Origin of the sequence: Candidatus Microthrix subdominans (genome assembly GCA_016719385.1) — a bacterium.
Lineage (GTDB): Bacteria > Actinomycetota > Acidimicrobiia > Acidimicrobiales > Microtrichaceae > Microthrix > Microthrix subdominans.
Genome location: JADJZA010000008.1, coordinates 105,223 through 118,441, shown reverse-complemented (window position 1 = coordinate 118,441; position 13,219 = coordinate 105,223). Strand labels below are relative to the sequence as shown.

Below are 13,219 nucleotides of genomic sequence, written 5' to 3'. Positions count from 1 at the left end.
CCGGCGGGGGGGGCGGCGGCGGCCGGCCGGCCGCCCCCCCCCCCCCCCCCCCCGCCCCCCCCCCCCGCCGCCCCCCCCCCCCCCCCCGCCGGGGGGGGGGGGGGGGGCCCCCGGCCCCCCCGCCCCCCCCCGGCGGCCCCAGGGCGGCCGGCCCCCCCCCCCCCGCCCCCCCCCCCAGGGCCCGGGGCGTTTCGGCTTCCGATGGACGACCGCCGGACCCGAAGACGTCGAGATCGTGGACTACCACTGAAAGGACACGACATGACCACATCCGCTCTTGAGCCGATCCACCCAGGCGAAGTCCTGATGTTCGAGTATCTCAAGCCGCTTGGGATCACCCAGCACCACGTCGCAGTCGCGATTGGAGTGCCACCGCGCCGGATCAACGAGATCGTTCACGCCAAGCGTGGCATCACCGCTGACACGGCCCTGCGCCTCGCCCGGTACTTTCGCACCAGCGAACGGTTCTGGCTGAACCTCCAGAGCCGTTACGAACTCGAGGTCGAACGGGACCGACTTGCGGAAACCCTCGAGCAGATCGAACCGCTCGCCATCGCATAGAGCCCTCTCCACCTCCAGCAGGGCTGACTACCGGTGGTCCGAGATCATGGTGCCGCCTCGAACGTGTCGGGCGAACGCTTCGAGCCACACGGCGAAGAGCAGGCCCGACAGGATCAGGGCGAGCAGCCACGGCGCAGGTCGGGCGGCGCCTGCGATGAGCGACGCGCCCGCGGCGACGGCAAGCGTCAGCGGCACCAGCCGGCGGCCAGGGTGCGCGTCGATGGTTTTCGTCAGCACTGCGATGGAGAGCGCCACCGTCGCTGTCGACGCCGAGATGAGCCAGGCGGTCGCGGTTGGGGTTCGGCCGTTGCCGGCGTGTTCGACGAGCCCGATCATGCCTGCCCCCGTTGCGGAGATGCCGATCGCAAGCGGCAGGTGTCCATACATCCACGCGACCCGCGCCCGTCCAACCCCGGGCACCCGCCCGCCGACGAAGTCGAAGTAGTTCCACCAGAACCCGAAACCGATGGACAGTGCGATCAGCCCGGTCGCAATCGTCCGAAAATCGTGCTCGGAGGCGGCGAGCCCGTTGGCGACGCCAACGACCACCTCGCCAAGCACGATGATCGTAAACAGGCCGAACCGCTCGGCGAGCGACTCGGTGACCCGTGTGGCCTGGACCATCTGATCGCTGCGTGGGCGCAGGGTCATGACCAAGTTGCCTGCGAGCGACAGTCCGACGGCTATGCCCCACAGCGCCAACCGGACGTCCTGGTTGTCGAGTGCTGCGCTGATGGCAACGATGACGGCGATGATCACGATGCCCTGCACGTAGCGGCCGGCAACGGGGCGCCACTCCGGGGTATCGAATCGGCGCACCTCGAACCATTGCCAGGCGATCAGCATCACCAGCAGCGTGAAGACGATGGCGAAGCCGCGGCCGTCGCTTGGATCTTCGGCTGCCTGGACGGTGAACACCGACAGCAGTACGAGCAGCGACACCTGAGCGAAGATGTAGGTGCGGCTCCGGCCATCCTCCCTGCCGTGCAGGTCGTGGTAGAGGGTGCCGTTGACCCACGCAATCCAGATCAGGGCAAACACGATGAGGAAGTCGCGGACGCCGACCCAGGTGACGTCGCCCGCAAGCGAGCGAGAGATCTGTGCGATCAGCACGACGAAGACCAGGTCGTAGAAGAGCTCGAGGTAGCTCACCGTGCGGTGGGCGAGCACCTCGCCGTGTCGGCGCGGCGGTCGAAACCACCACCTCGAATCACCGCGTGGCCGTGTTGTGGGTGGTTCGCTCATGCGGCCCGATCAGAGGTCGAATGTCTGGCCGGTCAACCCTTCGCTCAGGGTCCACAGCTGGCGTGCCCGTTCCGGGTCGACGGCATAGGAGCGAACGCCGGACACCTGCGAGTCGTCGTCGATGGCCGCGATGCCGCAGTCCTCGAGGTAGATGCCGCCCATGCCGTCCAGCTCAGGTGCGGTTGCGGCGTACACCGTCGTTGCGGCGCCGGCTGCGACCGACTTCAGCCCCATCGATCCGGCCGGCCGGCGCGATTGCAGGGCTTCGAAGTCCTGTTGCTGCATGTGCCGTGACAGGTCGGTCATGATCGTTCCCGGATGCACCGCAAACGCTCGGACCTTGCGGTCCCGTAGCCGACGGTCCAGTTCGACCGCGTGCAGCACGTTGGCGGTCTTGGCCTGCCCGTAGGCCGCCCACTTGTCGTAGTCGCGATGCTCGAAGTTCACATCATCAAGGTGCACGTCGTCGCGTTGATGACCACGGGAGCTGAGGTTCACGATCCGGCCCGATCCGTTGGCAACCAGGGTTGGGGCGACCAGGCCCGTGAGCAGAAAATGGCCAAGGTGGTTGGTGCCGAACTGCCGCTCGAACCCGTCGTCGGTCGTGCCCTGCGGGCAGGCCATCACACCAGCGTTGTTGATCAGAATGTCCAGTGTGTCGTGGCCGTCCACCCACCGCTCTCCAAACCCCCTGATGCTGGCCAACGACCCGAGCTCCAACTGTTCAATCTCGATGTCGTCGTTGCCGGTCGACGCCTTGATGGCATCGACGGCGGCGGAGGCCTTGGTGAGATCGCGTGCGGTGATCACCACGCTCGCACCCTTGGATGCCAGCGCACGAGCGGTCTCTGCGCCGAGCCCTCCCGACGCGCCGGTGATCAGCACCGACAGGTCGGAGAGGTCGAGCCCGTCGACCACCTCGTCGGTGGTCGTGTCGGGCCCAAAGGCGCTGCGATCGATGTCCATCATCCGATTGTGGCCGCTGCGCTCGCCCGCCGTGCGGTATTTCTGGACCGAAGGCTGCGTTGGAGTCCTCGACAGATTTTGAGCTCAACCTGTCTCAGCTGACCCAGGAGGCGATCCAACGGGTCGCGGCTGAGCGCGAGGGCGAGACCCTTGCGGTGCGGGTGACAGCAGCCAGTGATCGGATCAGGCGCCTCGATATCGACTGGCCCACGCAATCTCTCGATGGGGAGCGCGCGCAGGCCGGCGAGCGATGACCATCGTCGTCGACGCAAACGTTGCGATCGCCGTGCTCAATCCCCATCACCTGTCTCATGAAGCGGCGCTCAAGAGGTGCCCGCGCGACGGCAAGCTCCTCATCCTGGGGATCACACGCGCAGAGGCTCTGATCCATGCCACGCGGTCGAGTCAGTTCGAGAATGCCGATGCCGAACTGCGGCGACTCGGGTTCGTCACGGAGCCGCTCGACAACGCCGTGGCCGATCGGGCGCGCCAACTCCAGGCCGACCACGGCAACAAGAACTTTCCCATGGTTGATGCCGTCGTGGCTGCCTTTAGAGCGGAACGCAGGCTGCCCGTGATCACCTGCGACACAAAGTGGCCTGCCATGGACGAGGTCGAAGTCGAGACGCTCTCTCCCGCCAGTGCGGGCGGGTAACGCCAGGCCAACCCCACGCTGCGGGGTAGCCCCTCTGGAGGAGACAGGCTTGAAGGGCCGCAAAGAATCGGATCGACACTCTCGCTCGCGTTGCGACTGCGCTCGATCGGCCCTTGATGCTGTCGTTCCCCGTGAGATCCCGGATCAGATGACCGACGCTATTCAGGTTGCCTGATCACGTGGGGCGCCGCCTTGTCTCTGTACCTCGTCGGGCCCATAAACCGAAGGTCGCAAATTCAAATTCTGCCAGTATTACCAACGACATCGGCTGAAAGCGTGGAATCTAAACGGTTCAAGACTATCTCTATCTTCATAAGCATTCGGTGCCTAGCTGGCCGATTCACCATATGTCAAACCTGTGTCAAGCCATCCTGGGGGCGCAGAAACTTCCGGCCTTTAGATAGATCGATGTGCTGTCGTTGGGTGGACCTCTAACGACAGACCTAGCGATGCTCCCATAGCCCCGGATGCCCCGGCTTGCATGGAGGAGCTTCTGCCACACCCGTGCCGGTTCCGTGACGCCCTGGCTGTCCTGCGCCCCACCTCCGTGGCCCGAGGAGAGGTCGCCGCATGCCCAAAGGTTGCGAGACCGGCAACCCCGCTCGCCATGTAGCGTCTGAACATGACAGAGCAGTCTCCTGCCGGCTGGCACCCCGACCCATTGGGGCGCCACGAACTTCGATACTGGAATGGCGGTCAGTGGTCGGAGCACGTGTCAACCAGTGGGCGGCAGGCGATCGACCCTCCGGTCCAACCACAACCCCGGGCGGCGGGTAAGCATGGCCGAAAGGTTACGAAGCAACTACGCAAATTGGGCGTCTCGGCAAGTGCGCAACCTGGGGGCGGCACGTTGTTCACGGAGCGGGTGCTGGTCTTCAACCAAAACGCCAAGCTCCTCGAGGTCAACGCTGAGTACACCATCTACAGCCAAGGCGGCACGGTAGTCGGCGCTGTTCGCGAGGTTGGACGGACGTTCATGAGCAGGACATCAGGACCCTCTCGTAACCGGCAATCGCACAACTTCGAGGTCGTCGACACGCACGGCAAGGTGCTCCTTCGTCTGAACCGTCCGGCGAAGGTTCTCAGGTCAAAGATGTCCGTGTTCAGTGAAGACGGCGAGGCCATCGGCGAGATCGCTCAAAAGACGCTCGACTTCGCTGGATTCTGGAGCTTCGGCACGAAATTCACCCTTGAGTCCCACGGCCACCCGGTGGGTTCGATGATCTCGGACGGCCAGGAGGGCTGGGAATGTGTCATCGAAGACCCAGCCGGCAACCAGGTCGCGCAGATTACACGGTCCTGGGCGGGCATGACGAAGGAGATGTTCACCAAGGCCGACAATTACGTACTGCAATTCCGTCGGCCGCTCGAGGAACCCCTGCGCTCCCTCGTGATCGCCGGCGCCGTTGCTCTCGACACAGCGTTCAGGCAGAAATAGAGCTCTCCTGCTCGTGGGTGCCGAGCGAGGCGAGCAGTGACCACGGTACGGGGGCCGCACCCATTTCGAGTGCCCTAGTTGTTCGGGTCCTTCGCGACAAGGATGGTGCTGTCTTTTGGTGGGCGCCGGTGACGACGGCTCCCTCGTCGGGCTCATAACCCGAAGGTCATAGGTTCGAAGATTGCCCCCGCCGCTGACGAGAAGGCCCGGAGCTCGTTGGGATCTCGCCCGTTCTGGTTCCCCACCTCGACGACTTCCTCGTGCATCAACTCGCGCTCAGTTCCGAGGTCTTGGGCGACCAAAACGTCTAGGGACGACTCAATGCGACAACCTGATCTGGTGACAGGCTGACCTCGAGGGGCGTGTCCACCCACGGGTTGGGAATGTTTGGCAATACATGTTGATCAAGCTGTTCGACAAGGGCCTTGATTACCGAGTGTGCATGTTCAGTTCGGTTTCCCATAAGTGGAACTTTGTCCCGAAAGCTCTTTACGGGTTCATGGATCGCCAACGGTTTCAGTCGATTGTGGAGATCGAAGAACTCCGAGCGGAGTTCCTTCGCGCTACTGTCCAGCATCCGCATTGCGACTTCAGAGCTGCCCTCTTCCGCTAGGCATATCGCAGCAAGAGCATCAAACTTCGTTTGGGATAGAAGGGCCCGAACGAAGAGCACAAGCTCTTCTTCGAGCTTGCCTTCGCGGGCCAACCTTTCGACTTCGTCAGCCCAAGGCTGACTCTCTCCGTGCTTCTTCTCGTACTCGATCTGTTCCCGCTCAAGTTGCTCTTTGAAGCGCCGGACCCACCTACGGCGAGACGCGTAAAGCGCTTCGATCCGCGCCCGCTGCGCGGCGAGCTCCAACCGAAGGTACGGAGGCAGCGGACCGTACTGGACGGCATGGCCGGTGGTGACGAGGAAGGCCTCTGCGGCGTCACAGATGCCGTGGTCAGTGTCCTCGAGGCGCGCTTCGATCCGGTCGACGGCGGCTTGAATTGACGCAAGCGCTCTCTCGAGTCGCGCTTGCTGTGCGACCGCCGCCGCAGCAGCGATCGCTACGGGGATGAGTATCGGAGCCATCGCCACCAAAGTGGTTCCGCTCGCTGCGGCACCGGCGACCCCTCCGGCTACGGCACCTGCGCCCCCTCCCACAGCGGCAGCCGAATCCGATACCACCCTGCCGTGCTTGACTATCTGGCCTGTTGTGCTGCTCACCGCTATTGCGGCGTCGCCTGTTGCCGTCTCCATGAGCTTTAGCGAGCCATTCGAAAGGCCCTTCATCACCGTCGGTGGGAAAACTACCGACAGCCCTACCCCAAGTTCCGCCGACTTTCGAAACAGCGCAGCGGCGGCGGGTGAGGCCTCTGCGACTGCCTTTAGAGCAGGGAACATTGTTGCTGACAGGACAGGAGCGACGGACTCCAGCGGCTTGTAGCTAGCTAGGGGTTCGAGTCGAAGTAGAGGCCCTGCAAGTGCCTCCACGTCCTCACCCGACGTCGTTGCGACAAGGTCATCGATGGAGACTTCAACAACTTCGAGTTCCTGCGTTGGCATCCGCCGACAATAGGGACCGGAAGGTACGAGAAGCGAGGGCGGCGAAGACAGGATTCCGGATCAGGTCGAATGGATAGGTCGCTGAGCAATGGACTCGAGCGGGCAGTTACGGAGTGACGAGTTCGGCGCGGACCACCACGCACGTCGTAACCCGTACCATGTGGTGGGCTGAACCGGAGGTGAGCAACGTGACAACAGCTATCCAAGTAGACCTCAGCGTCGACCTGAACACCATGGATGAGACGGGGCTGCCCTGGGCCTTTCTCGATGAGGCGCCAGATCCGTCGCTCATTGTGGCGGGCCACCACATCGTGGTCGGCTCTGGCGCTGCGACGGCTGTTGCCATCGTGGTCGATATCACCGGTGAAGGTATCGTCCACGTGCAGCCAATGCGCGGCTCGGTGGCCTCGAACGCTCATCTACTCGACGTCGACCGTGCATCGAGCGTCTAATTGGCTGCTCGGCGATGCTGGCTTCGTGTGGATGAGTTTGACGGACGATCTCGGTTGCTCGTCGGGCTCATCCACCCGAAGGTCGCAGGATTCCAGACTGACCCGATATGGACGGAGCGTTTCTAGGCCGTGTGATCGTGGATGGATTGGCCCGACATTTCGAACGTTCGGCGATCGACTGGGACCAGTTCACGCTGTCGAGCCCGTCTCAGCTTCGTTTTTGCCCCCGTTGACGTTGCGCCCTCACCAGCAGACAGCCGTCACCGACGTCATGGAGGGGTTCAAGAGTTCGGCAAGTAGGACGGACTGCCCCCTGGGGAACGCCAATTCACAACATCGCACACGCAACGCCGGTTCGCTGTAAGAATCCGAACCTGATGTCCACAGGATCTCAACCGGCGGCCGAGCCGGTTTCGCTGCCACGGGCGTTGGCTATAGCGGCGATGATGGGTGCTGCAGGTGCGGTGGTGGCGCTGGCGTTTGTGGCGGTCGTCTCGGCCGGCCAAAGCGTGTTGTGGCCGGACCCACTCGATCCGAGTGCGTTCTCCGGATCGATCAAGATCGTGATCGCCCTGACACTCGGCGGACTTGTGGTCGGGATCATCCACACATTGGTGCCCAGCGCGCAGGAGGACAACGTCTTCGTTGCTCTTGCGACGGGTCGGATCCAAAGCGACGCGATCCCGGGCGGTGTAGCGATCGCCGTGGTGTCGCTCATCGCTGGGTTCAGCCTCGGACCGGAGGTTCCAACCGGCATGGCCGCTGCGGGTATCGCCGCGTTTGCCGTCTCGCGACGGCTCGTGCGGCGAGCAGACTCGGATCTTGTGATGAGTGCGGCGATTTCCGGTGCATGGGGTGGGCTGTTCACCGCCCCGTTCACGGCGCTCTTGTTGAGCATCGAGTTGGGTGTGGGACGCAACGTGATGCGATGGGCGCGCCTTGCGGCCGATGCCACTGCCGCGATCGTGGGATTCGCGATCTTCTTCGCCGTCAACGCCGGCTGGGCGAATCTGATCCGGTCGCTGGATCTCCCTACGTTCGAGTTTGGGCTTCCCGAACTCGCCATCGCAGTGGGTTTCGGGGTCTTCGGAGCGATCATCGGCACGGTCTTCAAACTGTCGACCGTGGGGACGCAGAAGCTGGCAGCACCCCTCGCGGGGCGGCCGGTGTTGCGTTGCACCGGCGTCGGGCTGATCCTCGGCCTTGTCGGGATGGCGCTCCCGCTCACGTTGTTTCTTGGCACCGAAGGCCTCGTCGATGTCACCAGCCACCCGGCCGAACTTGGCATCGGTCTCATCCTGGTGAGCGCGCTCGTGAAGATTCTGGCGACGACGGGCGCGTTGTCGTTCGGCTTCGTCGGAGGACCGATTTTCCCGTTGCTGTTCGTCGGGGGCAGTCTCGGTTCGGTCGCCCACCTGGCGATCCCGGGTATCCCCCTAGGTGGCTGGTGTCTTTCGGGGTGGCCTGAGGGCTGGGCCGGTGGTGGCTGGCTGTGACAGCCTTTTGGGTTTCGGCGTCTTGCTGTGTGGGGCTGGGTGGTTTCTCTTGGTCTTTTGTTGTGCGGTCCTCCGGTGTCCTCCAGTCGCCACTTTCGTTTGCTCGACTCTGGCCGCCGCCCCGAACATCAGCCTACTTTGGTCTGCCCGTAGTCCGCACGCGTGGTTGTCGTTGCCGGGCAGCCAACGTGCTTTGTCCGCGCTGTCGTCCGCCCGTTTCGTGGTGCCGCCTCACGAAGCGGACTGCCACAACGTGGGGGTGACACCTCGACTCGACCCCCCAACAACCGCCTCAGCCTCTCCCCGCGCGCGGGGCGCGCCGCGCCGTCGCCGGCTGTCGGTCCCCGCACCCGCCCCTCTCCAAGCGATCACAAACCCACTGCACCGTCGCCAACAACCCTCTACCCCCAACCATCACCCGCAAACTCACGACGACTCCCAACGTCACCTAAATCCCAAACAGGTTTCGCGCTACGCCAAAACAACACCATCACCACCAACAATCCTCCCCAAGCACCCAACAACACTCCCCCCCCCCCCACCCAAACATCGCCCCGCACCCCAACACCGCCACCCACACAGCCACCTAGGGCTCGCAGTGGCGCGATGATGGCGGCCGTTCCATCGGCGGTGATTCCGGTGCCGCTGAGCATCGCCACCCTCACCGTGCTGATTGCAGGCATCCCAGCCACCGAGAGCACCGTGGTGTTCGCTGCGGCGATCGTGGCGTTGGTCTGCAGCCAGGCGATCGCACCGATCCTGGAGAAGTCGAAGCCGAAGCCGACCGCTGCATAGCGGGGGTGAGTTGCGACGCCAGACTTGGGTGCGGATCCCGCCACCTCCCACGGTGGGGTCGATACTTGTTGCAGTGCTCGATGTACTCGCCGAGCCGGGCTCGAAGTTGGTTTTGATGGGTGGTTCATGCCCTGCCCTTGGGCGAGAACGGGCGCTGGCAGCCTAGGCAGTGCGGTTCAGCTCCATCGGTGCAGGTCCTCGATGGTGTCGATGTCGTCGCGGTGGCCGGCACGCTGGACTACGGTCACCTCGTCCGGAGAGCGGGCAAGAAGCATGCGGGCGCCGATGTCTCCCGACGTTGGGCGAATCACCCAGGCCGAACACCACCGCTCCGCAGGCGCAAGTCGGCAAGCAACGGCCTAGAATCCCAAGGGATTCTGGGCCTGTTTCGTTCTCGTCACGTTGGAAGAGTCGTAGTCACTGGGCGCTGGACTCTCCCCCTGCATGGTGAATTGGGGTAGCAGGTAGGCCAAGCCGGGGCTGCAGGGTCGAAACATAGCGCTTGTGCGATCATCGCAAATGTGCGATGGTGTTTCTCGTGGCTGAGGTAGAGGCACATGACGAAGTAATCGAGTGGCTCGATGGCCTCAACCAGTCCGACTGGCACCGGACATCGGTGGTGATCGACCGTCTCGCCTCCGTCGGGTCGCAGGCTCGGATGCCGTTCTCCAGGAGTTTGGGGGAAGGGCTATTCGAGGTCCGGTTTACCCTCGGCTCAACCGCTCGACGCATCAGCTACCGCTTCACGAGGGACGGACGCATCATCTTGCTGACGACGTTCCGCAAGCAACGCAATAACGAACGGGCCGAGGTTGACCGGGCCCGCAAGGTCGCTCGGAACTGCGCCGAGAAGAATCCGTAGAAGGAGACCACGATGGCGAACAACTCCCGATGGGAAGACATCAAGAATGCAAAGGGCAAGCCCTCAGCTGAGGTGCGTGCGGAGGTCGAGCAGGACCTTGACCTTGGCCAACTCATGTACGACCTGCGTACCGAGGCTGGGTTGAGCCAGCGTGAGTTGGCTGATCGGATGGGCACGACCCAGTCGGTTATCTCCCGGCTTGAAGAGGGCGGCGGCGCAAAGAATCGGATCGACACTCTCGCTCGCGTTGCGACTGCCCTCGATCGGCACTTGGTGCTGTCCTTCCCCGCCGAGATCCCGGATCAGATGATCGACGCCGTACGGGTTGCCTGAACGGCTGGGGCGCAGCCTTGTCTCTGTAGCTCATCGGGCTCATAACCCGAAGGTCGCAGCTCAAGTCCTGTTCCCGCCACCAAATCGGTACGCAAGAGGCCCCGCTTCGGCGGGGTCTCGTCGCATCCGGGTTTGACCGGGTGCGAGGCGGTCCCGAAGGCGCTCAGCTGGCGGTCAGCGTCGCCGACCGGCGGGCTCTTAGCTCGGGGCTCGGGGACGGCGCGCTCGCCGGTGCACTCGGCACCGCTCTTACGGCAGTCTCCCCCAATTGCTCAGCGGCTTGCTGCCCACGGCATCAGCTTGATCACGATCGAGCGAGAGGAACGTCAGAGTCGGATCTTCTTCTTCTCGCCCATTCCGAAGATCCCGTCGAGGCTGGTGGTGCGCCCGGCGGCGGTGATCTGTCCCTGGAACCGCCCGTAGGGTGCGTGGTATTCGGCCAGCGAGTGGCGCGGGCCGACGTGCAGGGTACTGGGAACCTCCGGGGTGAAGGTCACCTCCACCAGACCGTCGCGATCAGAGATGTGCCAGGGACCCTCAACGCCATCGGGCCGGTCGAAGGTGACTGCTGGCAGTCGGTGGAGCCCGCCGTCGCGCCACAGCACGTTCTCGTTGTTCACGTCGGGGTTCAGCGCCTGGTTGCGGGTGAGGTTGAACCCGAGCAGGGAACCGCCCTCATGGCGGGCACCGGTGACCCAGTCGTAGATCTGCGGGGACGGGTACTCCCCGTGGTGGTCATCGAGGATCAGAAACGACCGATCCTCGTCGAACGTGATGGTCTCCTCGCCGATGCTCAAAACGCCGGTGAACGGCACCAGAACCTTGTTCGTGTACAGGATCCGGTCTGAGGGGAACGGATGGCAGACGGCGAGATGGCGGGTGTCTTCGTCGATCAGGCCGGTGCCGGTCAGCGACATCAAGGGCAGGCTGTTCCTCCCAGCGTGGTGACCGTCGAGGTCAATCCTGCCATCGGCAAGCGCGTTCGTGATCGTGAGCGCGCTGCGACGGCTCCCGCCCCGGGACACCGACCGTTCCAGCCCCCGAGCCACCTCAACGCTCCGGGCTGGCACCTTGTTGATCCATCGCAGGCGGCGTCCGCTCGCCTGGTGCACGGCGATCACCATGACGATCCCGACGACCTTGGCGTTGTAGACCGCGCCCAGCACGAACCACTCGTCGTTGCCGAGCTGGAACGCCTCCCACTCCTTCGTTCGGAAGTCTCGCCCCCAGTTCGCCATGCGGCCTCGCCACCCCGGCGTCTGCACGATGTCGCCCAAGTTGAGCTGAGGGACGGGGCCATCGAACGAACCGAGCTGGTGCCGGCCATCGATGACCAGGGCAGCCGGTGGGGGCAGCAGCGCAGGCGGAAGGGGGGTCGTCACGTCATACCGCCATCATCAACCAGAGCCGCTCGACAACAGCGTTCACGGAGCGACGAGTTCGGCGGTCACCTTCCGCAGGTCGGTCAGCGTCCGCTCGGCGGCGCCCGAGGCGATCGAGGTACGTGCCGCTTCCAACGCCTCGCCCAAATCGTCGTGCAATCCGGACACCACGAGCCCGGCGGCAGCGTTCAACAGGATCAGATCGGCGTCGGGCCCCGGCTTGCCGGCCAACACCTCGGTGATGATGCGGGCGTTGTCGACCGGGTCTCCCCCACCGATCTCGTCGCCTGAAACCTCGGTGATCCCGACCTCGGACGCATGCAGCGTGCGCCGCTCGACCCGGTCGGCGCTGACGTCGACGATCTGGGACGGGGCCGAGGTGCTCAGCTCGTCCAGCCCATCCTGGCCGTGCACCAGCCACACCCGGTCCACGCCACGGCGGCGCATCACGTCGGCGAGCAGCTCCAACCGGGACGGGTCGCTCACCCCGATCACGGCCCGCTTCAGCCGTGCCGGGTGGGCGATCGGGCCCAACATGTTGAACACGGTCGGGATGCCCAGCTCGGCCCTCACGGTGGCGGCGTGGCGCATCGCCGGGTGAAACATCCGTGCAAAGGCGAAAGCGATGCCCACCTGGGAGACGCATGCCGCCACCTGGGGACCGTCGAGCTCGACGGCGATGCCCAGCTCGTCGAGCACGTCGGACGATCCGCTGGTCGAGCTGGCCCGGCGGTTGCCGTGCTTGCACACCTTGGCGCCCGCACCCGCCGCCACGAAGCTGGCGGCGGTCGACACGTTGAGCGCCCTGGTGCGGCGGCGGGGCGAACCGCCGGTGCCGACGATGTCGATCACGTTGTGCTGGGACAGCTCGAGCGGCGCTGCGGCATCCAACATCGCGTCGACCATGCCCGACATCTCGGCCGCCGCCTCACCCTTGCCCCGCAAGCCGAGCAGAAAGCCGGCCAGCTGGGCGTCGGTGGCCTCGCCGGCCAGCACAACCGCCATCGCATCGCGGCCCTCGTCGGTGGTCAGGTCGGAGCCGTCAACCAGCCGACTCAGGAGGGTCGGCCAGCCGCCGTGAATGAAGAGGTTGCTCACAGCTCGATCCTACGGGAAGCGCTGTTGCGGCCGGTTGAGGCGCTCGTGGCTGGTGATCATCAGCTTTCGTAGTCCTCGACCGTGGCTTCCGAACGCTCGCTGGCGAAGTCGGGGTCCAGGTCGAACTCGCGCCGAGCGCGGCGCTGACGGAGCAGGTCCCAGCACTGGTCCAGCTCCACCTCGATCTGGGCGACCCGCCGACGGTCGGCGTCGGAGGCGGTGCCGTCAGACTCCTTGTGGCGGAGCTTCTGCTCCTCCTCGGTGAGCGCATTGATCGCTGCAAGCTGCGAGTTCTCGGCCATGGCCATCCCCCTGATCGATCGAAGTGGGTGAAGCGATTTTAACGAGGCACCGGGTCGACTTCGCGGGCGGGGCGTCCCCTGCCAT

At 64.6% G+C, this 13,219-nt stretch carries 14 protein-coding genes; 8 read left to right on the top strand and 6 right to left on the bottom strand.

From position 1 onward, the window contains the following. The first annotated feature begins 261 nt into the window (after window positions 1–261). Window positions 262–561, top strand: a complete 300-nt coding sequence (locus IPN02_14970; GenBank protein MBK9298103.1) for a HigA family addiction module antidote protein — start codon at window positions 262–264, stop codon at window positions 559–561. A 27-nt stretch (window positions 562–588) separates the two neighbouring features. Here IPN02_14970 and IPN02_14965 read toward each other — a convergent pair whose 3' ends face one another. Together IPN02_14965 and IPN02_14960 are read right to left on the bottom strand one after the other, a co-directional pair. Next, a complete protein-coding gene (locus IPN02_14965; GenBank protein ID MBK9298102.1) occupies window positions 589–1,806 on the bottom strand; it encodes a low temperature requirement protein A in 1,218 nt (405 codons plus the stop codon). A 9-nt stretch (window positions 1,807–1,815) separates the two neighbouring features. Continuing rightward, window positions 1,816–2,772, bottom strand: a complete 957-nt coding sequence (locus IPN02_14960; protein ID MBK9298101.1) for an SDR family NAD(P)-dependent oxidoreductase — start codon at window positions 2,770–2,772, stop codon at window positions 1,816–1,818. 250 nt (window positions 2,773–3,022) lie between these two features. Between IPN02_14960 and IPN02_14955 the strand changes: the two genes are divergently transcribed. Together IPN02_14955 and IPN02_14950 are read left to right on the top strand one after the other, a co-directional pair. Continuing rightward, on the top strand, window positions 3,023–3,427 hold the full coding sequence (locus tag IPN02_14955; protein ID MBK9298100.1) for a PIN domain-containing protein: 405 nt from the start codon (window positions 3,023–3,025) through the stop codon (window positions 3,425–3,427). Between the two features lie 622 nt (window positions 3,428–4,049). Beyond that, window positions 4,050–4,865 (top strand): DUF2510 domain-containing protein, encoded by an 816-nt coding sequence (locus tag IPN02_14950; GenBank protein ID MBK9298099.1) that lies wholly within the window; start codon window positions 4,050–4,052, stop codon window positions 4,863–4,865. A 307-nt stretch (window positions 4,866–5,172) separates the two neighbouring features. On the opposite strand, the gene IPN02_14945 is transcribed toward IPN02_14950, so the two are convergent. Beyond that, window positions 5,173–6,414 (bottom strand): hypothetical protein, encoded by a 1,242-nt coding sequence (locus IPN02_14945; protein MBK9298098.1) that lies wholly within the window; start codon window positions 6,412–6,414, stop codon window positions 5,173–5,175. 179 nt (window positions 6,415–6,593) lie between these two features. On the opposite strand from IPN02_14945, the gene IPN02_14940 reads away from it, so the two are divergent. From IPN02_14940 to IPN02_14920, 5 genes are all read left to right on the top strand, one after another. Next, a complete protein-coding gene (locus tag IPN02_14940) occupies window positions 6,594–6,866 on the top strand; it encodes a hypothetical protein (protein ID MBK9298097.1) in 273 nt (90 codons plus the stop codon). A gap of 590 nt (window positions 6,867–7,456) precedes the next feature. After that, window positions 7,457–8,362, top strand: a complete 906-nt coding sequence (locus tag IPN02_14935; GenBank protein ID MBK9298096.1) for a chloride channel protein — start codon at window positions 7,457–7,459, stop codon at window positions 8,360–8,362. A gap of 609 nt (window positions 8,363–8,971) precedes the next feature. After that, window positions 8,972–9,157, top strand: a complete 186-nt coding sequence (locus IPN02_14930; GenBank protein MBK9298095.1) for a hypothetical protein — start codon at window positions 8,972–8,974, stop codon at window positions 9,155–9,157. 538 nt (window positions 9,158–9,695) lie between these two features. Then, the gene (locus tag IPN02_14925; protein ID MBK9298094.1) at window positions 9,696–10,019 is read left to right on the top strand and encodes a type II toxin-antitoxin system RelE/ParE family toxin; all 324 of its coding nucleotides are present in this window, start codon (window positions 9,696–9,698) and stop codon (window positions 10,017–10,019) included. A 12-nt stretch (window positions 10,020–10,031) separates the two neighbouring features. After that, window positions 10,032–10,352: a helix-turn-helix transcriptional regulator gene (locus IPN02_14920; protein MBK9298093.1), complete on the top strand. Its 321-nt coding sequence runs from the start codon at window positions 10,032–10,034 to the stop codon at window positions 10,350–10,352. A gap of 326 nt (window positions 10,353–10,678) precedes the next feature. Here the strand turns inward: IPN02_14920 and IPN02_14915 are convergent, their stop codons facing one another. From IPN02_14915 to IPN02_14905, 3 genes are read right to left on the bottom strand one after another with little or no spacing between them, the layout of a single operon-like run. Continuing rightward, entirely contained in the window at window positions 10,679–11,734 is a 1,056-nt protein-coding gene (locus IPN02_14915) for a DUF2804 family protein (GenBank protein MBK9298092.1), read from the bottom strand. A 42-nt stretch (window positions 11,735–11,776) separates the two neighbouring features. Beyond that, window positions 11,777–12,832 carry an anthranilate phosphoribosyltransferase gene (trpD, locus tag IPN02_14910; GenBank protein MBK9298091.1) on the bottom strand — a complete coding sequence of 352 codons (1,056 nt, stop codon included), beginning with the start codon at window positions 12,830–12,832 and terminating at the stop codon, window positions 11,777–11,779. A 59-nt stretch (window positions 12,833–12,891) separates the two neighbouring features. Continuing rightward, the gene (locus tag IPN02_14905) at window positions 12,892–13,134 is read right to left on the bottom strand and encodes a DUF2630 family protein (protein ID MBK9298090.1); all 243 of its coding nucleotides are present in this window, start codon (window positions 13,132–13,134) and stop codon (window positions 12,892–12,894) included. Window positions 13,135–13,219 lie beyond the last annotated feature (85 nt).